20 protein-coding genes are annotated in these 20444 nt (G+C 55.5%); all 20 read right to left on the reverse strand.

Annotated elements, in window-relative coordinates:
- Nucleotides 1-159: 159 nt before the first annotated feature.
- Nucleotides 160-909: a DNA repair protein RecO gene (gene recO / locus M3G15_RS06850; protein WP_260070462.1), complete on the reverse strand. Its 750-nt coding sequence runs from the start codon at nucleotides 907-909 to the stop codon at nucleotides 160-162.
- 39 nt (nucleotides 910-948) lie between these two features.
- Nucleotides 949-1086: a YqzL family protein gene (locus M3G15_RS06855; protein ID WP_009225554.1), complete on the reverse strand. Its 138-nt coding sequence runs from the start codon at nucleotides 1084-1086 to the stop codon at nucleotides 949-951.
- 119 nt (nucleotides 1087-1205) lie between these two features.
- Entirely contained in the window at nucleotides 1206-2108 is a 903-nt protein-coding gene (gene era / locus M3G15_RS06860; RefSeq protein ID WP_009225553.1) for a GTPase Era, read from the reverse strand.
- A 497-nt stretch (nucleotides 2109-2605) separates the two neighbouring features.
- The gene (gene cdd / locus M3G15_RS06865; protein WP_036645588.1) at nucleotides 2606-3016 is read right to left on the reverse strand and encodes a cytidine deaminase; all 411 of its coding nucleotides are present in this window, start codon (nucleotides 3014-3016) and stop codon (nucleotides 2606-2608) included.
- A 51-nt stretch (nucleotides 3017-3067) separates the two neighbouring features.
- Entirely contained in the window at nucleotides 3068-3442 is a 375-nt protein-coding gene (locus tag M3G15_RS06870) for a diacylglycerol kinase family protein (protein WP_009225551.1), read from the reverse strand.
- Complete coding sequence (gene ybeY, locus M3G15_RS06875; RefSeq protein ID WP_009225550.1) at nucleotides 3442-3939, reverse strand: rRNA maturation RNase YbeY; 498 nt, start codon at nucleotides 3937-3939, stop codon at nucleotides 3442-3444. Before ybeY ends, M3G15_RS06870 begins: the two co-directional genes overlap by 1 nt.
- A complete protein-coding gene (locus tag M3G15_RS06880; protein WP_009225549.1) occupies nucleotides 3911-6202 on the reverse strand; it encodes an HD family phosphohydrolase in 2292 nt (763 codons plus the stop codon). The genes ybeY and M3G15_RS06880 overlap by 29 nt, the downstream gene beginning before the upstream one ends.
- Nucleotides 6203-6251: 49 nt before the next feature.
- A complete protein-coding gene (locus M3G15_RS06885; protein WP_009225548.1) occupies nucleotides 6252-7223 on the reverse strand; it encodes a PhoH family protein in 972 nt (323 codons plus the stop codon).
- Nucleotides 7224-7229: 6 nt separating this feature from the next.
- Nucleotides 7230-8411: a sporulation protein YqfD gene (gene yqfD, locus M3G15_RS06890; RefSeq protein WP_009225547.1), complete on the reverse strand. Its 1182-nt coding sequence runs from the start codon at nucleotides 8409-8411 to the stop codon at nucleotides 7230-7232.
- A gap of 3 nt (nucleotides 8412-8414) precedes the next feature.
- Nucleotides 8415-8702, reverse strand: a complete 288-nt coding sequence (gene yqfC, locus M3G15_RS06895; protein ID WP_009225546.1) for a sporulation protein YqfC — start codon at nucleotides 8700-8702, stop codon at nucleotides 8415-8417.
- Nucleotides 8703-9011: 309 nt separating this feature from the next.
- On the reverse strand, nucleotides 9012-9455 hold the full coding sequence (locus tag M3G15_RS06900) for a GatB/YqeY domain-containing protein (protein WP_009225545.1): 444 nt from the start codon (nucleotides 9453-9455) through the stop codon (nucleotides 9012-9014).
- Nucleotides 9456-9471: 16 nt separating this feature from the next.
- Nucleotides 9472-9645, reverse strand: coding sequence for a 30S ribosomal protein S21 (gene rpsU, locus M3G15_RS06905; protein WP_005547957.1), 174 nt, complete (start codon nucleotides 9643-9645; stop codon nucleotides 9472-9474).
- A gap of 131 nt (nucleotides 9646-9776) precedes the next feature.
- Entirely contained in the window at nucleotides 9777-10142 is a 366-nt protein-coding gene (locus M3G15_RS06910; protein WP_009225544.1) for a histidine triad nucleotide-binding protein, read from the reverse strand.
- 247 nt (nucleotides 10143-10389) lie between these two features.
- A complete protein-coding gene (locus tag M3G15_RS06915) occupies nucleotides 10390-11544 on the reverse strand; it encodes an ABC transporter permease (protein ID WP_260070463.1) in 1155 nt (384 codons plus the stop codon).
- A gap of 1 nt (nucleotide 11545) precedes the next feature.
- Entirely contained in the window at nucleotides 11546-12670 is a 1125-nt protein-coding gene (locus M3G15_RS06920) for an ABC transporter permease (RefSeq protein ID WP_260070464.1), read from the reverse strand.
- Between the two features lie 43 nt (nucleotides 12671-12713).
- Nucleotides 12714-13649 carry an ABC transporter ATP-binding protein gene (locus tag M3G15_RS06925; RefSeq protein ID WP_260070465.1) on the reverse strand — a complete coding sequence of 312 codons (936 nt, stop codon included), beginning with the start codon at nucleotides 13647-13649 and terminating at the stop codon, nucleotides 12714-12716.
- A gap of 137 nt (nucleotides 13650-13786) precedes the next feature.
- Entirely contained in the window at nucleotides 13787-14899 is a 1113-nt protein-coding gene (locus tag M3G15_RS06930; RefSeq protein ID WP_260070466.1) for a sensor histidine kinase, read from the reverse strand.
- Nucleotides 14900-14902: 3 nt separating this feature from the next.
- Nucleotides 14903-15646 (reverse strand): response regulator transcription factor, encoded by a 744-nt coding sequence (locus M3G15_RS06935; protein WP_260070467.1) that lies wholly within the window; start codon nucleotides 15644-15646, stop codon nucleotides 14903-14905.
- A gap of 80 nt (nucleotides 15647-15726) precedes the next feature.
- Nucleotides 15727-19197, reverse strand: coding sequence for an AAA family ATPase (locus M3G15_RS06940; protein ID WP_260070468.1), 3471 nt, complete (start codon nucleotides 19195-19197; stop codon nucleotides 15727-15729).
- Nucleotides 19194-20393: an exonuclease SbcCD subunit D gene (locus M3G15_RS06945; protein ID WP_009224105.1), complete on the reverse strand. Its 1200-nt coding sequence runs from the start codon at nucleotides 20391-20393 to the stop codon at nucleotides 19194-19196. The genes M3G15_RS06940 and M3G15_RS06945 overlap by 4 nt, the downstream gene beginning before the upstream one ends.
- Between the last annotated feature and the right edge of the window lie 51 nt (nucleotides 20394-20444).

Raw genomic sequence — 20444 nt, forward strand, 5'->3', positions numbered from 1 at the left:
GTCGCTTGTTCCTCTCCTGATCCACCAACATCGACTCAGAAAAAGGAGTTCATAGACTTCTTCTTGTTACTCTTCCCGTTCAACGCACAAGTCTCCCTCTTGAAAATGACACTTCGAGGGAGAAATTCTTTTATATATTAACTAATTTTATCGCGTTCGTCAAATTTCATACTTGTCCAGTTGATCGAGAAAATGGCGTGATTTCAGCTTCATCCCAAGCTGCATATCCATGAAGGCGCGCATCACGGTCTTTAGCTCCCGTTTCGTCTCGTCCTTGACCTCTACGTTTCCGAGCCGGCGCAGGTCCATTTTTTCAAATAACATGAGCAATTTAAGCACTCCCGGTGTGACCTGCATCGCGGCCGGATCTTGGTGACGGCAGGATCGGCAGAGCCTCCCGCCTAGCCGCGGGCTGACATACGGTGAATCGTCAACTCGCCCGCAGGAAACGCAGCTTTCAAACGAAGGACCGTAGCCTGCAGCCTGCAAGATTTTCATTTCGAACAGGTGGGTGACGATCTGCGGGTCCTTGCCCGACGATAAACCATCCAGGCAAGCTTTCAGTTGAGTGAACCAGAAGCTGCCCACCTCTTCATCCTGCAGCGTCTTGTCCAACAGCTCGCAGGCATACGAAGCGTAAGCCGCGAGAAATAGGTCCTCACGCAAAGAAAAGTGAGACTCAATCATCTCACCCTGGTTTAAGGTGCCCAAACCGCCGTTTTGGCGGAAGAACACATATTCTCCATGTGTAAAAGGCTGAGTCAGGGCCCCGTGGCGGCTCTTCACCTTCTTGGCGCCGCGCACCAGTACCCCGATTTTGCCGCTCGTTTCGGTACATAATGTAATAATTTTATTGCCTTCCCCATAATCCATGCTGCGGATGACGATTCCTTCCACCCTGTAGAGCATTTCGTTTCCCCCAAACTCGCCTCTCCCGCCAGATCCGTACTACTCGGCTTCTGCCTCTAGAATCAGCTCTTCGGCAGCCGCAGCCTCCTCCTCATACGCGCTGCTGGCTTCTTTATAAAGCAAGTAAGCATCGACATCTCCAGTCATCGCAAAATACTTCCACGAAAAATCTCGCATTCGTATTCACCCTTTCTTCGGAAATGACGCCTGCATCTACAAAGAATAGGATGTGCGCATGAACGGGATCTATGCGTTGCAATAACTCCCAGTATAAAGCTAGAACTAAACGTTACGCCTTAAGCGTCCTTATGGAACCCGAGGTCCTTCAAGATCCGTTCTTGGTTACGCCAGTCTTTCTTCACCTTCACCCATAACTCAAGAAAAATCTTCGATCCAAGCAGGTTCTCGATATCTTGCCGGGCCAGCTTACCTACTTCCTTCAGCAGCGCCCCCTGCTTGCCGATAATGATCCCCTTCTGGGAATCACGCTCGACGAAAATGACCGCGGAAATGTACACCACGCCGTTCTCCTGCACGCGCATATCTTCAATCGTGACAGCGATCGAGTGCGGCACTTCCTCGCGGGTGAGATGCAAGATTTTCTCACGGATCAGCTCGGCGCAGACAAATTGCTCCGGATGGTCCGTGACCTGATCCTCCGGATAATACTGCGGTCCTTCCGGCAGGTATTTGCCGATCTGCTCCAGCAGCCGGTTTACGTTGTTCCCCAGCATTGCGGAAATCGGCACGATTTCGCTGAATGGATAAAGCTTGCTGTACTCTTCAATCAACGGCAGCAGTTGCTCCGGCTCAACGCGGTCGATTTTGTTCAGCACCAGAATGACCGGCGTCCGTACATCCTTTAGCCGTTCGATGATAAAGCGGTCGCCGCCGCCCAATCCTTCTGCGGCATCAACGAGGAACAACACGGCCTCGACTTCGCCAAGCGTGTTGAGCGCCGTCGTATTCATATAGTCGCCAAGCTTGGATTGGCGTTTATGAATCCCCGGCGTATCCAGAAATACGATCTGCATCTCTTCCGAGGTATAGACGCCGTGGATTTTATTCCGCGTCGTTTGCGGTTTATCGGACATAATGGCGATCTTTTGCCCGATGATATGGTTCATCAGCGTGGATTTACCCACGTTTGGGCGTCCCACAATCGCCACAAAACCGGATTTGAATTTTGCTTTTGCCATATATTGAGTTCCTTTCGTGTGACCTGATCCGTTTTTCTGACGGGATCGGTCTGTGTTGGTTCTGTGAGTTCGTGTTGTGTGAGAATCTGTGGTGGTTCGCTTTGGTTTCGCGGTGTGCTGTGTCCCCTAGCGTTTGGTTCGGTTCATCGACCGTTTGGTTCGCGTTCCCGGTCCGTGTCTCCAACCGTTCGTAACGGAACGTAATGACCTTATTTGCCCATTTCCCGGCGATTTCCCGCTTTAACGGAACTCAGAGCCCTTATTCGGCACTCACGACGTCCATTTTCCGTGAAAAGTCCGAAATAACGCCTCCTGGTTCCGTTAGAATTCCAAATCGCCTCTATACAGCAAAATAACGTCTCTCAGTTCCATTAGAGATACTGCAAGGAGCGTTCGATCGCGGTTGGAGTAACGTCAGGATCGGAAAGCCCAGTTGAATCCAAGATTCAACGTCGAATCCGCATCAGCGCGCCGCTTCGTGAAGCCGCCTTTTTGAACTACTTCTGCTCCTCCAGATGGGAGGGGCCGAAGGCGTAGGGGAGCAACTCCCGTACCGTCGTCTGACGGATGTCGCCCTTCAGATTGCCCAGGATGACAGGCATGTCCGGCCCGCACAGCTCCAGCAGCACCTGGCGGCAGACCCCGCAAGGCGCAACCGGTTCCTCTGTGTCGGCAACCACGGCGATAGCTTGGAACGTCCCGGGTCGATGCCCATCGGCAATCGCCCGAAACATCGCGGTACGCTCCGCGCAGTTCCCAGGGGAGTAAGCCGCATTCTCGACATTGCAACCGTGGTGAACCTGTCCTTTGCTATCGAGCAGAGCTGCCCCAACGCCGAATCCCGAATACGGAATATAAGCCGCTTTGCGGGCTTCGATCGCTTCTTCCATCAATTGACCGTAATCCATAACCATATCATCTCCTTCAACCAAAGCAAAAATAAGTTACGGGCTCCAATCTTACAGCAGCCCCAGACAACGCATCAATGGCTCGTAAAAAATCAATATCCCGATCACTACGGCAAAAACCGCAGCGACCAGTACAGCCCCGGCTGCAGCATCCTTGGCGATCTTGCCAAGACGATGCCACTCAGGGGCTGCGAGATCTACAACGGCTTCAATCGCCGTATTCACGAGCTCAAGAGAAATAACCAAGGCGATGACGAGCAGCAATAAGGCTACGTCTCTCGCGGGAAGGGATAACGCAATCGCCGCGGCAATCACAATGACCGCCGCGACGCAATGGAACCGCACATGACGCTGAGTCCTTAGCGAAGTAGCGATTCCCTCCAACGCGTATCGAAAAGATGAACTCCAGCGGCGCGACGGCTTCATTAGCGAACAAGCCCCACCTCGGCGAGCGCCGCTTCTTGTTTGCCCATCATTTCCGCTTCGCTGACCGCGTCTTGATGATCGTAACCTAGCAGGTGCAGGAACCCGTGCACAAACAGAAATCCGATTTCCCGCTCCAGCGAATGACCGTACTCCTCACTTTGCGCTTTGGCCCGTTCCACGGAGATGATGATATCTCCAAGCATTTCGGTCATATCGTCCAGCTCTTCGTCTTCTTCCAGCTCATAGACGATTTCCGGCTCTTCCTCCAGCGATTCGTTCATCGCAAACGACAACACATCGGTCGGCCGGTCGATGCCGCGATAATCGCGGTTTAATTCGTGGATCGCCTCATCGTCCACGAACGTGAGCGCCACTTCGCCTTCCGTGATACCTTCCGCTTGTCCAGCGATCTGCAGCACCCGCTCCAAGAGATCGATCAGATCTTGACCGATCTCCATTTTATCCTGTTCATTGCTCCAAGCCAGCTGTAGGCCCATTTACGTTTTGCCCCCTGTCCTTCTCCTCGTTCTCTTTACTCTTCTTGACTTCCTCCGGATATTCAATCCGCGAATGGAAGATGCCCATTACCGTTTCCTTCAGCGTTTGGGCGATGATATCGAGCTCCCGCATCGTCAGATCACATTCGTTAAACTGGTGATCATCCAAGCGGCTCTTAATAATTTTCTCGATCATGGACTCAACCTGCTCCACCGTTGGTTTGCGCAGGGAGCGTACGGCCGCCTCAACACTGTCGGCAATCCCGACCACAGCGGCCTCCTTCGATTGAGCCTTAGGCCCCGGATAGCGGAAATCATCCTCCGTGAAATCCGGTTCAACGCCTTGTTCCTCCGCCAATCGCAGCGCCTTGTGGTAGAAATAATGCAAAAACGTCGTTCCATGATGCTGCTCGGCAATATCCCGGATCGGCTTCGGCAGCTTATATTCCTTTTGCATCTCCACCCCATCCCGGGCATGGGCGATAATAATCGATTTGCTTAACTTCGGATCGATAAAGTCGTGTGGATTTTCCATGTTGTTCTGATTTTCGATAAAATAGCTCGGCCGCTTCGTCTTCCCGATATCGTGATAATACGAACCGACGCGGCACAGCAGTCCGTTGGCACCAATCGCTTCGGCTGCCGCCTCCGACAGATTGCCCACCATTACACTGTGATGGTAAGTCCCCGGCGTTTCCGTCAACAGCTTGCGCAGCAGCGGGTGGTTGGGGTTCGACAGCTCCACCAGCTTAAGCGCCGAGAGGATGCCGAAGGTGACCTCGAAGAACGGCATCAAGCCGATGACCAAAATCGTTGTCAACAATCCCCCAGCAACGGAAAATCCAAGCGCATATAACGTGCTGGTTTGCGTCCAGTCCTGATTATCAATCAGCTGCAGGGCAAAGATCGACAGCGCGCCAAACAAGCAGATCATAATCCCCGCCTTGAGCAGTGTAGAGCGCTGGCTGGCCCGGTGAATCGCGAAAATCGCAGCAAACGAAGTCACCAAAGCAAAGAACCCAAACTGAAAATCAAACATTTCGCTTTGCCGCTGATTTAAAATGATGCTAGCCAGAACGCTAAACAAAAAGGAGCAGAGATAAGCGAGCGGCAAATCCAGTAACAGCGTAATCAGCATCGCACCGGTGGCAATCGGGGCTAAATACCCGATAAAAGCCTGCTGTTCACTCTGCAGAATGTTGATGACATGCATCGAAGCAATCGTGATAAAAATAATTAGCAGCAGCATAACGAACTGCGCGTTGTTGTATTTGAACCGGCTGGCGCCTTCCGATTGACGAATAAACATAATCAGCCCGGTCGCCATCAGCAAAGACAGCAAAACGAGCCCCAGTTGCGGTGAATAATCGACCTCATCCTTGAGAAGGCCGTTCTTCTCCAGCAGGGTGTACATTTCCTGGGTAATTCTTTCGCCCTTATGGACGAGCACATCCCCTTGCTTAATATATACCGTAGGTGTATTCTCGCGCGCTTCCACCTTCGCCGCCTTCGTTGCTTCTTCATCATAAAACTTATTAGCGGTGATGGACAGACGGGCAAGCTCCTGCACAACCTCGCGTGCAGTCCTTTTGCTTAGCGAGCTTGTGCTGACCATTTCCGCGACTTTTGCCCGTGCGGTTTGCGCTTCAACGATCGGATCCGCCGTCAGCCGGGCCACAATATCCGCAGCAACCGGCTTCATCGCGTTGATATCCTCTGCCGTTAAGCGAGGGATCTTGATAAACGTCTCTTCCGAAATGTGATATTGCTGTTCATCAATGCGCTGGGTCACTTCCTCAAACAAGGTCGCCGAATAAACGCTGGAATTCCGATTGTTCATGATGAAGTTCTGCACATAATCCTTAACGCGCTGCGGCAGCTCCTCGCGATAGATCTTAATCTTATCTTCTTCCGAAACCTGGTCGTCCTGGTTCAAGCGGAAGATCCGGTCAAGCATTTGCGCGACTAATGTTTCGTTGCGGAGCGGCAGGATAGTGTAGACCTGTCCCACCTTCTCGGCAGCCTCCTCCTGCGCTTTCAGCGTCGCCTTGGTATCGGGAATGTCCATCGGCGCCAAGATTTCCTTCTCGCTCGGCAAACCTACCGCAATGTCATACGTTTCGGGCAACAATTTGGGCGCCAAGCTGACGTAGAACATAACGACAAGCAGCGCGAACAGAACATAACGCACGCTGGTGCTATGCTTCCATCCTGCAAATCTGAATTGTAACGCGCTTTTCTTTTGCTGATCGTCATTTGTCATATTAGACAGCCCTCCTGAACATGGTAAACCCTAACAACGTCTGGGAAGCTTACCCTTGGTTTTCGGCAGCGCGGTCGTACGCCATAATAATCTTCTGGACCAGCGAATGACGAACGACGTCGGACTCGGCAAATTGGACGAATCCGATCTCTTCGATTCCGCTCAAAATCGCCTTCGCTTCGACCAAACCGGATTTCTTCCCTTTGGGAAGGTCGATTTGCGTCACGTCCCCGGTAATTACCATTTTAGAACCAAAGCCTAGCCGAGTCAGGAACATCTTCATTTGCTCCGGCGTCGTATTTTGGGCTTCGTCCAAAATAATAAAGGAATCATCCAGCGTCCGGCCCCGCATATAGGCAAGCGGCGCGATCTCGATTAACCCGCGCTCCAGCGCCTTAGCGGTCTGCTCCGGTCCCATAACATCGTACAATGCATCATACAGGGGACGCAGATAAGGATCCACCTTCTCCTGGAGATCCCCAGGCAAGAATCCCAGGCTTTCCCCTGCTTCGACCGCCGGACGAGTCAAAATAATCCGTTTGACCGAGCCTTCCTTGAGCGCGCTAATCGCGAGGACAACGGCCAAATACGTTTTGCCTGTCCCGGCAGGGCCGACGCCAAAGACGACGTCCCGTTTCTTAATCGTCGTAACGTAGTGCTTCTGCCCGATCGTCTTCACCCGAATCGGCTTGCCGCGATAAGTAATGGCAATTTCACCTTTATATAAATCAAGCAGCTGATCCGCGCGGAAATCCTTAGCCAAATCGACGGCATATAACACGTCCCGTTCGGTCAAGATATATCCGTTCCGAATCAGTTCTAGCAAAACTTCAAACAACTGCTCTACCTTCTCCGCCTCACGTTGTTCCCCGCGGATGGTAATTTCCGATTCTCGCAAAACAATGCTTGCTGGTAAATGCTGTTCAATTAATTTCAGGAACGAATCCTGAGGGCCAAACAAAGAGAGTCCTTCAGCCGCACTGTGAAGCGGTAATTTGATGTTCACCAGTTGTTCCGACAAATAGCCTCATTCTCCTTGATCTTGTACTATCGGCACTTCTTCCGAAATGTTCTGTTCTACTTCGAAATGCACTTTTATATAAACTTTACCATTGTCCGCCTTCTCATGCAAAATTTTTTGATCCAGAATGACGCTATCCGTGCCGTACTTCGCCAGAATATCGCGCTTCGCTCGCTCAATTCCCTCCTGTTTTGCTTGTTCCTCCGTCCGTTTCAGCTCAAGCTCCGTCGTTTCCATCACCTTCTCGGTCATCCAGCCAATCGGGAGCTTCCAACCGCGCCATGTCAACGGATCCTGATCGGTCATCGTCTCTGATTGTGCATAAGTCACTTTGCCATAACCGGTTAACTGAATCGCAGTATTGCCAAAATATAAATACCCCCGTTGCTTGCGCTCTCCCGTGTAAACCTTCTGCTTATATACCAGCGGTACCTGGATGTTATACTCGTGCCAGACAATACCGCGGATCTTCGCCACGGGCACGACCAGCTTGCCGCCTTGGAATCCCGACACCAGCACTTGTCCTTTCTTCACCCGATCGTTTTTCCTGACCTCCGGCTGACCTTTTTCCACATAAATATGTGTGATCACCGCGTCATGCTTGCTGATCAAATGGCTTGGGCTGACCAGTTTCTGGTCCTTTGGTTTGGTCGCCTCCACCACTTGGATCGTGATTTTTGTCCCCGTACGGGTAACCCCAACCCAGGACGTGCCCGGCAGCTTGCGGGTGAGTTCGGCAGACAGCTTGTCCTGCTCAGGCAAACGAAAAATCCATTGAAACGGATAAATGCCCTCTTGTCTAGCCGCTTGAAGAATATCTTGGGAGGCAATCTCCTTGTTCCCTACTACCTCGACATCCCAGACCAGCGAAGATAAGCAAAAAATCGCCGCAACAAATAAAGCGAATCCGGCGATAAACCCCTTCCTCTTCCATACGCGGCCTAACACAAACGGGAGCCCGGAGCGTCCCTGAACCGACATTCGGCAGCCTGTCCGTTTCAAGAGCGGCCGCAGCCGAAAGAAGTCGGGCAGCGCGATCTTCATGTTCATTTGCCCTCCGGGCAAGGGTTGGACATCCCAAATGTCGATGCCCTGGTGAGATATCTCATTCACAAGCTGTTCGATCGATCCTCCGCGGACCGTGATGGTAACGATGCCTCTCAGCTGGTTTAAGGCCGGTGATTTCACGCTTCATTCCCCCGTTCCACGATATTTAATGCCGAAGATCCGCCCTTCCACGACCACTTCTTCGGGCATGATGGCTTTAATAACCAAGCCGCTTCCCTCGACTTCCAGCGTTCCTTCACTCAGCGCCAAATGCAGCGCTTCGGGAGAGAAGTGGACCACGCCCCGATGATTTTCTATATACAGCTGCTGACCTCCAATTAAGGTGAGCCTCGGCAAATCGAATACAAGGTCACTGGGCAGGTCGAGCGCATCGACCGTCCATTTGCGAATTTTGCGGACAAACCGGCTCATATGAGACAATCCTCCTTCCCCTACTGTACAAATTATGCGGCCCTGCTTGGATTTATGAGAATGGAAAAGGAGAAGTAAAAGCCAAGGTTGCTTAGGCCGGCAACCTTGGCTTTCATGGGGGGGATATATAATCGGATAGGAGGCTACCCATGAATTGAGTAGCCGACCTTCCACACCGTACGTACCGTTCGGCATACGGCGGTTCAACCGCTTGACACGTTTGTCCTGGGTTTGCTTATCGCCCATGCCGGGCGCACATGAAAAAACACCTTCTACGAATACATCGTAAAAGGTGTTTGTCTCTCGAAGTTATGGCAAAAGCTGTTGAACCGTCTGGTTTACGAGCTTACCGTCTGCCCGGCCTTTTACCTTGGGCATCAGTGCACTCATCACTTTCCCGAGATCGGCTTTCGAAGAAGCACCGGTTTCCTGGATGGTCTGCTGTACAATGACTTTAATTTCTTCTTCGCTTAGCTGTTCGGGAAGGTACTCAGCAAGGATCTCCGCTTCCGCTTTCACTTGCTCGGCAAGATCGTCACGACCCGCTTTCTCAAATTCTTGGAGGGCATCTTTGCGCTGTTTGATTTCACGACTTAGGATATCAAGCACTTCATTATCGTTCAAAGTTCTTTTCAAATCTATCTCAAGATTCTTGATCGTAGCACGAACCATTCGAATGGTGGAGAGCTTGAACTTGTCTTGACTCTTCATCGCTTGCTTCATATCTTCGTTCAATCGCTCGCTAAGATTCATCGCTGATTAAATCCTCCTAAAACTTTCTCTTACGAGCAGCCTCGGACTTTTTCTTGCGCTTTACGCTTGGCTTTTCATAATGCTTACGTTTCTTCACCTCAGCCAATACTCCATCTTTCGCGATGGAACGTTTAAAGCGACGAAGTGCAGCATCAATTGTCTCGTTTTTGCGAACTTTAGTTTCAGACACCAGTTTTCCCTCCCTCCGACCAGACCGTCCAAGAGCATAACACGGTTCATCAAACTTCATTATAGGGGAAAGAGAAATAGGGTGTCAACCTGAGCACCGGCTTTTTTCTCTTCCAAATTCTAAAAGGAGTTTTAGAGCGCGTGAGAGCTAGAGGATTGCACCAACGCGCCCAGCTTGGCGCCTCCAATCAGATGGTAATGCAGATGCGCGACCGCTTGTCCGCTGTCGGGTCCGCAGTTGTTGATCAGCCGGTACCCGCTCTCTGCAACGCCTAGCTTCTTCGCGGTTTCTTGCGCAACACGGTGCATCTCGCCGATCAGAGCAAAATCTTCGGGAGCCACGTCATTCATGGAAGCGATATGCTTCTTAGGAATGATCAGCACATGTACCGGTGCAGCGGGTTGAATATCGTGGAAAACAAGAACGCGATCATCCTCATACACCTTGTTCGACGGGATCGTCCCCTCGACGATTTTACAAAACAAACAGTTGTCCATCGGAAAGCCTCCTAAACAGATTCTGTGATAGGTTTCATTTTACCGAAAATAGGCAAAAAAAAGAAGCACCCTGCCGCCTCACAGAATGAGTTGGCTTTACGCACGGACGTATTGGACGGAAAAAGCAACGACTCTTTCTGTCACCAATACGTCCGGCGGGGTGCTTGCAAATAGGATGTCGGCTAACTGTAGTATAACAGCAGGTTGATACTGTTACTGTGATGTACATCACCGGCGAATGAATATTTTAAATGAAATTACGCGTATCGTTGTTCCGTGCGATCTTATAGGCTGCCAGCAGGAAGAAAACCAGGGCAAACGCGGCAAGTACGGACAGGTTAAACCAGATTTGAGCAAAGCCTACGCCTTGCTGCAGCGTTTCAATCGACTGCAACACCCAGTGCTGCGGCATGAACTCGGAGATCCGCCGCACCGCTTCCGGCATGATCTCGCTTGGGAAGAAGCAGCCCGCGAGCAAGCAGGACGGCGTCACGATAATATTTTGCAGAGCGCTGGAGATGCCGCTGTTCTTAGAGAACACGACGATCACGAGCGACAGGCCGATCGATACGAGCGCAAACAGCATCAGAAGCAGCGCCATCCGCCCAAACGGAATCCCAGTATCGATGTGGAACACGACCTCCAGGAAAAACAGGGTGACCACAATCTGTACCGCCATCACCACGAAATTGACGATCAAGTTAGAAATCACAAAATGCTTGGCGTTGATCGGAGAGGAAATCACACGGAAGAAGGTGCGGTCCTCCCGGCTTTTCAGAATCAACTCCGACAAATTCACGGCTGACATCATCATCAGCATAATCAGGAAGCCAATCGTTTGATACGTCATCGCATGCTTTTGCTCTACAGAGCTGTCAGCCGACTGGACGGTGAACGTAATCCCGGATTGTTGATAATCTTCGTAAAGCTGGGCGAATTTCGCCTCGTCTCCCTGAGCCACCCGGCTTAGGGCTGCCAAATTCCCAGTGTAATTGTAGAGCATCGCTTTCATGTAAGCAGTGACCGTTGTGCCTTTGACCGATTGAATTCCGATATGGTCAGGCTCCCCGGCAAGGATGCTATCGGAGTAACCGACACCCAGGACCAAACCGCTGTCCAGCTGACCGGCGGCCAGTTGCTCGCGAAGCTCCGCCTCCGTCACTTCCGTCAACCGAATTTGATCCAGTCCTTCCAGAAACCGAATCGTATCCGTTGCAATTGGTTTATCCCCATCTTGATTCACTACGCCAACTCGCAGTCCGGCATCTCCCCCGTTGCCATAAATCATCAACGATAATAAGATTCCGGCCAGCGGCAGGGCTACATATAAAATAAGATTACTGCGTTTGCGGAATGTCTTCCGCAGCGTTTGGGACGTCAACCACCAAATATCCTTAATCATGTTACAGGCCCTCCTTGCGCCGCATCATCCAGGCTGCCGCTGCCAACAGCACGATACCTAAACTTAAATTTAAAGCTACGACCGGCCACATCGCCGAAACTTGATTGTTATAAATAATTTGCGTAATCGCTACGTTCGCCCATCGAACCGGTGACAAGTTGGCTGCCGCCGCCAGCGGACCAAGTTCCCCCATCGGAAAGTACGCTCCTCCTAAGAATGCCGCGACTTGAGTAAAAATCAAGATCACGCCTTGCGTCGCCGCCTCTTTCAGCACATAGCTTACTGCGAGACCCAGACTGACGGCCATGATTACTTCCGAGCTTAGCACTGCCATCACCGCGCCCGGATGCTCTCCCCAATAAGCATTAAAGGCAAATTTACTAAAGAGAATCAGGAGGATGACGCACAACAGGTTCGTCACCATGTTACCAAGTACTTTACCGGCGAAAATCTCACCCTTGGCAACCGGAGAGGCTGCTAGCCGCATGCTGGTCCCTTGGCGAATCTCCCCGGTAATCAGCCGGCTTGCAGATAGCGAGCTCCACAAAGCGATCATCGAGGTCATCGCCATCGCGTAATAATCGATGGAGCCCGGCTGACGGTCAGCTGCAATTGAAGTCTCTTTGATATATTCCCGCTGATTCGCCGCACCTGCTGCCAGCGCCCCTTCCGCCTGGCCGGGAGCGTTCTTCTCAATGGCCATGATCGCGTTGTATTGCTGGGCAAAGGCTGTCAGCATTCCTTGCACGACGTTGCCTTGAATCGGATCCCGGCCGCTTAAATAGAGCAACACACCTTGATCACTCAGTTCTACGTACTCATCGTAATGGTCGGCTTCAACCTCTTTCCGAGCGTCTGCGCCCGGAGCCAATTGCTCGAACGTTAATCCCATACCGGCCGTCTCTTGGGTAAACGCCTTGAAGGCTTGCGTTAAAGCCGGATTCTCACCGTTGTCCTTCACCAACACCCGAATATCCCCAATCTGGGCCGTACTCTCAAAGGCATTTGTCAGGGCAGTGCCTAGAATTAAGATCAGCACAATCGGAAAAGCGAGCATAAACACCAACGTCCAACGGTTGCGGACCTCCTGCTTAAGCTCCTTAAGTGCAATCGATAATGTATTCATTTCTCAAATCTCCTCCCAAAGCGATCGGTTTACGATCGCAGCCCTAGTCACGCAAGTTGCGTCCAGTCAGCGTCAAGAACACCGTTTCCAGATTTGGCTCCTGCTCCTCGACGGAACGAATGACCGCCCCGCCGTCGATCAGCTGCTTCAGGATGCCGCTCAAGTTATCCACCGACAGGTCGCTGTGTATGCGAATTTCGGATTCATGCGCCGTTACCGTCCTTACCCCTGGCAAGCGTCGGATTAGCCCCAAGAACGCCTCGCCATCCTGTTTCAGTTCAATGCGCACTTCCTTCATGTCGGTGATCGTGGCGATCAACTGCTCTTTCGTGCCGTCCGCGATAATTTTGCCATGATCGATAATGGCGATCCGGGAGCAGATTTCTTCAACTTCCTCCATGTAATGGCTCGTATAAATGATCGTGCAGCCCATTTCATTCAGCTTCCGGACGGAGGTGAGAATATAGTTACGCGACTGCGGATCAATGCCGACCGTAGGTTCATCCATGATGATCAGCTTTGGCCGATGCGCGATGGCACAAGCGATGTTCAGCCGCCGTTTCATCCCGCCGGAAAAGTTCTTTGGAAAGCTCTTCGCCTTATCCTCCAGACCGACAAAACGCAGCGCTTCCTCTACCCGTTCCTTCAGTTCCGTTCCCCGCAAGCCGTACAACCCGGCGAAGAACTTCACATTTTCGTAAGCGGTCATATCTTGGTAAATCGCCAAATCCTGCGGAACAATGCCTAGGTTCATTTTGGCGAAGCGGTTGTGCTTGCTGATGTCTTTATCCAAAATGCGGATCTCCCCGCTCGTCGGACGCAGCAGCGAAGCGGCCAGATTGATCGTTGTGCTTTTGCCGGCGCCGTTGGATCCAAGAAATCCGAAGATCTCCCCTTCCCGCACGGATAAGGACATATTGTCAACTGCGATAAAGTCGCCGAATTTTTTCGTGAGTCCGCGAATCTCTAAAACGTTCATTGCAACCTCTCCATTCTGCTTCGTTCTTGACCTTATTGTAGAAAAAAAGGATGCCCTTATGTCAGTGCATAAGTTCATCCTTTGCGCATGAGAAAATTCATATTGTCTTAGGGGCGGACCCATGCCAATGAAGTTCTTCATGATTCGGGAGGTGCGTAGGGAATTAAGGTGGTCACCTTGAATCCCTGCGTGCCGTCTGCGATCACCGTGCCGTTCACCGCAGCCGCGCGCTCTTCCATACCGATCAAGCCCATTCCTTTGACGATCTTGGCTTGTCCTCGGCCATTGTCCGTTACGACGGCTTGAATCCATTTGCCGAGAACCCGCACTTCGACCTGTACGGAGGTAGCTCCACTGTATTTGGCCGTATTGGTCAGCGCCTCCGTCACGTTGTCATAAATGATTTTCCAATAAAGCGGTGTAATCTTCTCCAGATCTCCGCTATGGACGACCAGGGTCTGCAGTCCGGAACGGTTGCCAAAGGCTTCTACGGCGCTTTTTAACCGATGGATCCCTAACTGCTCCACCGGAGGCTTCATGTTCTTCAGCGTTTGCCGGATACGTTCAATCGATTCCTGGGCAATGCCAATCGCATTCTGCAGCAGCTTCTCCGCCCCTGGCGGGTCGGTATGCAGCACACGCTTGGCGGCCTCCATCTGGATCAGCGCCCCAGTCATGGAGTGGCCAACGCCATCATGAATTTCCTGGGAGAGACGGTTTCGTTCTTCCAGCTTATACGTGTATTCCGAAGCCCGAATGAAGTCCTCATTGTCGTTCAGCCGCTTCCGCAGCTTATCCTGAGTCAAACGCAGCTTGTCGAGCTGCTCCTCCTGCCGGCTTAACCTCATCAGCAGGCGGCGGACATGATGCCTGTTAAGCAAGCTGATGATCACGATAAACGCGTATACCGCTGCCAGCGTCCCTTTCAGGAAGAGCAGCGGTACTGCAAGCAGCGCCGCAGCAACGATGAGCGTGCTCTTTCCCTTTGCCATTTCATAGGTGGTTGGCGGCAGCAGCAGCACGAACTCGGGAGAGACGTAAACCGCGCAACAGGCGCAGTAGATCAGCATCGCTCCGTACAGCGCATTTCGATACGCCAATTTGGGAAGCAGAAGCGCCGTGAGGTCCAAGGCCAAATAAAGTAAAACGATCAAGATCAGCCAGGGGGACGGGGAAGCTTCCCTCGCATAGATCAAAGCAATGGCCAGGCCCAGCACGAGCCACTTGTTGCCGATGCTCCACCGTTCCATAAGCTAGCGGACCCTCCCGGTCAAGTAATAAATGGCGATTTGCGTGCGGTGCTCCAGCCCGGTTTTGTTCAGGATCGAGGTGATGTAGTTGGCTACGGTTCCCTCTGATATAAAAATTTCCTTCGCGATTTCCTTGTTGGACAAGCCCTTGGCAATTCGGGACATGACCTCCAGCTCCCGTTCGGTGAACCGCTCCAGATCGCTTGGCGACAGGCCGGTGCCTACCGGAGTTGAAGCTGCAGCAGGAGTCACCGACGATGCAGTCGCATTCGCTTGCGCGCTCACCGATTCCGGCGGAGGCGGCACCTCCGCTTCCTCCGAAGCTCCGCCAGAGGCAAGCGTCTGCTTGAGCTTGTCCAGCACCACGTCCTGCAAGACGTTGTGGCCGTAATACACGCTTTTGATCGCGTCGCGAATGCGTTCCGGGTCGTTATTTTTCAGCAAATATCCTTTCGCGCCAAAACGGATCGCGTCCATGACGTATTCATCGTCGTCGAAGGTGGTCAGGATCAGCGGCTTCGCCAGCCCTTCCTCCGTCAGCAGCCGGGTCGCTTCCACCCCGTTCATATTTGGCATCCGCACGTCCAGCAACGCAATGTCTACCGGGTTGGACCGGCAGTACTCGACCGCCTTTTGTCCGTCCTCCACGGTCTCCGCCACCTCGAATTCCTCAAAGCTGTTTAAAATAATTCGCATTCCCTCACGGATAAACGAGTTGTCGTCTGCGATCAGCACCCGTATCTTCATACCGCTCCTCCGTTTCGTCTCCTTACTCGGCGGCGTTGCCACAAGGCCCGCCTTGCGCTTTCTTTCTAAATTTGTGAAGGCTACAGCCGTTCCAGCTTAATCCGGGAACCGGCCCCGCCGCTTTCCGACGGAATCACCACCAGCTTGCGGGCCAACCGGGTCTGCAACTCGGCAACGTGGCTGATAATCCCCACCGAGAGATGGTCGTGATGCAGGTGCTCCAGTGAGGTGATGACCGTATCCAACAGCTCGGGATCCAGCGTCCCAAAGCCTTCGTCCAGGAAAAAGAATTGCAGCGGATATTGGCCGCGAAGCTGAATCTGCGCTGACAAGGCCAGCGCCAGCGCCAGGGAAGCCAGGAAGGTCTCCCCGCCGGACAACGTCGCCACCGGGCGCTTCACGCCGCCGCTCGCATCGTCGCGGATGACAAAGCCGCCGCCGGAGTCGGTCTCCAGCGCATACCGCTGCTTCGTCAGGAACCGCAGACGTTGGGAAGCCGCATGGCTGACATTCATCAGCTGCTCCTCCGCGACATACTCAACGAACGCGTTCCCGCGCAGCGCTGATTGCAGCTTGGCGAGCAAGCCGGCTTCATGCTCCAGCTGGCTGCGGACCTGCTCCAGCTCCTGCCAGCGGACATGGCGAACCTGCAGGTCCTCCCAGTCCCGCTCGGCCCGGGCTTTTTGCTGCAAGGCCGCTTCATCTTGCTCTTTCGCCGCGGCGAATGCCGCTCTACTTTGCTGCCATTCCTCGTCGCTGACCGTTTGTCCCGACAGCTTGGCGTCCAGCTCACTTAGGCTAATCACGAGCTCCTGCTCCCGGCTGCGGTGTTGCTGCACCGTCTCCGCGATCGATTCCGCTTCTCCCGGGGCAAGCAGGTTATTCAATACGGAAGCTTCCTCCTCAAAAGGCGACGCCTCCAGCGCTTGAAGCCAGCGGGCCGCAAGCTCCGCCTCCTGCTCCCGGGCCGATGCGGCCGCTTGAGCAGCCAGCGCTTCCGCTTTGGCGAGCTCATGGCTTCGGGCCGCTGTTTCCGTCTGCATCGCTCGGCTGCGCTCCGCCTGCTCACGAAGGGCCGCCAGCTTCTCCCGTGCTTCGGTTAGCAGCTCATCAACCGGACGTTCCCCGGCCACGGCGTGCAATCTCTCCTGTTTCTCCCGCAGGAGATCCTGTTTCCCCTGCTCCTGTACTTCCCATTGGACCAGCGTTTTGTCCAGCTCGATCATTTCGCCGGTCAATGCCTGCAGCTTGGCCATTTTCTCCTCGATAAACGGCACGCTGACGGCCAGCCGGCCCCGCAAATCTTCGGCCAGCCGATCCTTGGCGGCATACGTCTCCATTTGCCGGGCGGCTTCCTCTGGCGAGAGGTCCGGGTAAAGCTCGGCCCACTCGCGCTGCTTGGCCGCGAGGGCCTCGCGGTGCTGCGCGCTGCGGGCGGCCGCCTGCTTCAGCTGGCCGGAGGCCGCGGCTTCCGCCGCTTCGGCGGCGGCACGCTGCGGCTGCAAGGCCGCCAGCGCGCTTTGCGCTGCGCGGCCGTCCCGCTGCAGCGCCTCCAGCCGGCGGCGGCAAGCGGCGTGCCGCTCGGCCAGCGCCGCGGCCTGGCGCTGCAGGGCCGCGAGGCCGGCGGGCGCGGCTGCGTGCGGCGCGGCGAGCGCAGCCGCTGTGGCGGCGGCTTCGGCGCTGGCGGCGGCTTCGCCCGCAGCAAGCGCGCCTGGCGCAGAAGCAGGCTCGCCGCTGTAGCCGAAGGCGCCGTCCTGGGCCAGCGCCTGCAGCAGCGCGCTGCACACGTCGCGGTCGCGGGCGACGGCGAACTGCAGCTCGCGGGCCTCCGCGATCAGGGCGGCGAGCGTCTCAAGCTCCGCCTCCCCGCCGGCGCCCCCGTCGTCATCGCCCTCGGCCGGAGCCGGATGATGCGCGGAGCCGCACACCGGGCACGGTTCGCCGCTGTGTAGCTGCTCGGCTAACCGTGCCGCCCACAGATGACGTTCACGGGCTTTCAGCGCCTGACGCAGCGAGTGTTCGTATCCGGTGAGCTCAGCAGCATGTTGCTGCAGCTCCTTCTCCACTGCCGTCAGCTCCAAAGCGGTTTCCGCGAGCTGTCCGGCAAGCGCTTGGCCGGATTGCTGTACCTCGGCAATCTCCCTCGCGATTTGCTCCAGCTTGCCTGCAGCCTGCTGCAAGCTCGTACGCGCAGCCGCTTCCTCGGTCTCCGCTTGCGCAAGCTGCTCCTGCAACGCGGCCAGCTGCTGGGCCAGCCGTACGGCAGCTTGCGCTTGATGACGCTCCTCGGCCTTAACTTCCGTGTCCTTCAGCTGCTGCTCCAGCTCGCGCTGGCGCGTCTGCGCCTTGGCCAGCAGCTGCTCCTCCTTCGCCGTCTGCTCGGCGAGGTGCTGCTTACGCTGCGCGCCCTCCGCGCGCTGCGCCGCGAGCCGCTGCAGCTCGGCGCTAAGGCGCGCGGCCTCATCCTGCAGGCTGCGCGCCTGCTCCAGCTGCTCGAGCCGCACGAGCAGCGCCGGCTCCTCGCGGCCGAGCGCCGCCGCTGCGGCTTCGGCAGCCGCGCCGGCCTCGGCGGCCGCCGCAGCCGCGGCCCGGGCGGCCTGCTCGGCCTCGGCCGCGGCTAGCGCGCGAGCGGCGGCGGCGCGCTGCGCCTCTTGCCAGGCCGTCAGCACCGGCCTGAGCGCCTCGGCGGCGCTCCCGCGCGCCAGCTTCGCCTCCAGCGCGGCGATCTCGCCGCCTTGCGCGCGCAGCGCCTCCAGCTGCGCCGCACGCTCGGCGCGCTCCACCGCCAGCTCGCGCACTTTGGCGAGCTGGTCGTAGCGCTGCTGCTCGCGCAGCAGCTCGCGGCGCCGCTGGGCGGCGAGCGCTGCGGCTTCGCGCACCGCTGCCGCCGCTTGCTCCAGCGCCTCGGCGGAGGCATTGCCGAGCCCTTGCTGCTCGGCAGCGACCTCAGCGCGGCGCTGCTCGTTCGCTCTGACCTTGCGGGTCAGCTTCTGCCCGAGCAGGTCGCCGTATTTCTCCAAGTGGAACAGGCGCTGCAGCATCGCCCGTCGGTCCGCCCCCTTCAGGGACAAAAACTCGGCGAATTTCCCCTGCGGCAATACGACCGCGCGGGTGAAATCGTCCATCTTAAGGCCCAGCTTCTGTTCCACGCAGCGCGTCACGTCAGCGAGCTTATCGGCGATCACTTTTTCCTCATCATCCGGCAGAATTTCGATAAACCGGCTGATCGTATTGCTGACCGACAGCTCGCCCTGGCGCTTAAACCGCCGCTCCACCCGGTAACGCTCCGTCCCGGCAGCAGAGGTCAACTCGAACGTAAACGCGACGAACAGCGCGTCTTCCAAATGGTTCATAATCCCTTGGGTTCCGCCGGATGCACGGCCGACCTTGCCATAAAGGGCCAGCGTGATCGCATCCAGAATCGTCGACTTCCCGCTGCCTGTCGGCCCAAAAATGCCAAACAACCCTGTCTCGCACAGCTCGGTAAAATCGATCGTCTGCATCTCACGGTAGCTTTGCAGCCCGGCTAATTTCAGCGTAATCGGCTTCATCGGCTTACTCCCTCCATCGCTCCATCCGCATCCGCACCTTCGTCCTCTTCTTCGGAGACGAGCGACATAAACAGCTCGACCAACTCGGCCTCCGGCTCGGCTCCGCCGGTTTGCCGCTGATAAAACTTGCGGAACAGCTCATGCACCGGCACACTCTCCCGGGAGGCCAGCTCCTCCTGCAGCTCCCGTCCCGGATATACCGGCCGGATATGGACGATCCCGTCATGGGCTTTGCGCAGCGCCTGGATGTCGCCCAGCGACATCGCTTCGCTCAGACTGATTTCGAGGTCGATAAACGCATTCGCGTCCCTCCCCTCCTCCAGCCAGCGGTACGCTTCTGCCAGTCCGCCCCGGCAGCTCCAGCGCACCAGCGGCCGCCCGCTGCTCAGGTACAGCTCCTCCAAGATCGGCTCCTTCCCGGGCGCCACGTCCAGGAGCATCACCGATTTGGCTTGTCCTGCCTCAGAAAAAGAATACGCCAGCGGCGACCCGCTATACCGGGTCAATCCGCCTCCCTTCACCGCCTGCGGCCGATGCAGGTGGCCCAGCGCCGTATATTGCGCGCCGATGTCCAGCGCCGACGGGTCCACGGTATATGCGCCGCCAACCTGAATCGGCCGTTCAGAGTCAGACTCCACGCCGCCAAGCACATAGATATGGCTCATCGCGAGGTTCACCGTGTCCGGGCGAAACGCACCGGCCAGCTGGCGCATCAGCAGCCCTACCTTGGCGCTGTAGGCAAGCCGCAGCTCGGATTCATCCGCGTCGCCGGCCAGCAGCTCGGACAGCCGGGCTTCGGAAGGATAGGGCAGCGCGGCGATGACCGCCGTCTCCCCGGTGCGCGGCACGGGAACGGTGATCGCCTCCGGCACCGGCAGCCCCACCAGCGAAATGCCCCGGCGCGCAACCAGCGGCGATACCGCGGCCACCCGCTCCGGCTGGTCATGGTTCCCGGCGATCACCGCCAGATGACAGCCGGTCTCCGTCAGCCGCGCCGCCGCCTCATAGAACATCGCTTCCGCCGCAGCCGGCGGGTTCACACTGTCATAGACGTCGCCCGCCATCAGGACGAGATCAACCTGCTGCTCCTTAACCATCTGCACCAGCTCGTCCAGAAACGCCTCCTGCTCTGCGAGCCGGCTGCGTCCCTCCAGCGTGCGCCCCAAATGCCAATCGCCCGTATGTAAAATGCGCATCCGTTTCTCCCCCTTGATTCCGGCCAAGTACGCCGGCGTTCAAAACATCCC

Origin of the sequence: Paenibacillus sp. p3-SID1389 (assembly GCF_025151705.1) — a bacterium.
GTDB lineage: Bacteria > Bacillota > Bacilli > Paenibacillales > Paenibacillaceae > Fontibacillus > Fontibacillus phoenicis.

Bases quoted from the DNA above. Each gene is read 5' to 3' on its own strand.
- recO (WP_260070462.1), bottom strand. From the start codon at position 909: ATGCTCTACAGGGTGGAAGGAATCGTCATCCGCAGCATGGATTATGGG.
- M3G15_RS06855 (WP_009225554.1), bottom strand. From the start codon at position 1,086: ATGCGAGATTTTTCGTGGAAGTATTTTGCGATGACTGGAGATGTCGAT.
- era (WP_009225553.1), bottom strand. From the start codon at position 2,108: ATGGCAAAAGCAAAATTCAAATCCGGTTTTGTGGCGATTGTGGGACGC.
- cdd (WP_036645588.1), bottom strand. From the start codon at position 3,016: ATGGATTACGGTCAATTGATGGAAGAAGCGATCGAAGCCCGCAAAGCG.
- M3G15_RS06870 (WP_009225551.1), bottom strand. From the start codon at position 3,442: ATGAAGCCGTCGCGCCGCTGGAGTTCATCTTTTCGATACGCGTTGGAG.
- ybeY (WP_009225550.1), bottom strand. From the start codon at position 3,939: ATGGGCCTACAGCTGGCTTGGAGCAATGAACAGGATAAAATGGAGATC.
- M3G15_RS06880 (WP_009225549.1), bottom strand. From the start codon at position 6,202: ATGACAAATGACGATCAGCAAAAGAAAAGCGCGTTACAATTCAGATTT.
- yqfC (WP_009225546.1), bottom strand. From the start codon at position 8,702: ATGAGCCGGTTTGTCCGCAAAATTCGCAAATGGACGGTCGATGCGCTC.
- M3G15_RS06900 (WP_009225545.1), bottom strand. From the start codon at position 9,455: ATGAATCTTAGCGAGCGATTGAACGAAGATATGAAGCAAGCGATGAAG.
- M3G15_RS06910 (WP_009225544.1), bottom strand. From the start codon at position 10,142: ATGGACAACTGTTTGTTTTGTAAAATCGTCGAGGGGACGATCCCGTCG.
- M3G15_RS06915 (WP_260070463.1), bottom strand. From the start codon at position 11,544: ATGATTAAGGATATTTGGTGGTTGACGTCCCAAACGCTGCGGAAGACA.
- M3G15_RS06920 (WP_260070464.1), bottom strand. From the start codon at position 12,670: ATGAATACATTATCGATTGCACTTAAGGAGCTTAAGCAGGAGGTCCGC.
- M3G15_RS06925 (WP_260070465.1), bottom strand. From the start codon at position 13,649: ATGAACGTTTTAGAGATTCGCGGACTCACGAAAAAATTCGGCGACTTT.
- M3G15_RS06930 (WP_260070466.1), bottom strand. From the start codon at position 14,899: ATGGAACGGTGGAGCATCGGCAACAAGTGGCTCGTGCTGGGCCTGGCC.
- M3G15_RS06935 (WP_260070467.1), bottom strand. From the start codon at position 15,646: ATGAAGATACGGGTGCTGATCGCAGACGACAACTCGTTTATCCGTGAG.
- M3G15_RS06940 (WP_260070468.1), bottom strand. From the start codon at position 19,197: ATGAAGCCGATTACGCTGAAATTAGCCGGGCTGCAAAGCTACCGTGAG.
- M3G15_RS06945 (WP_009224105.1), bottom strand. From the start codon at position 20,393: ATGCGCATTTTACATACGGGCGATTGGCATTTGGGGCGCACGCTGGAG.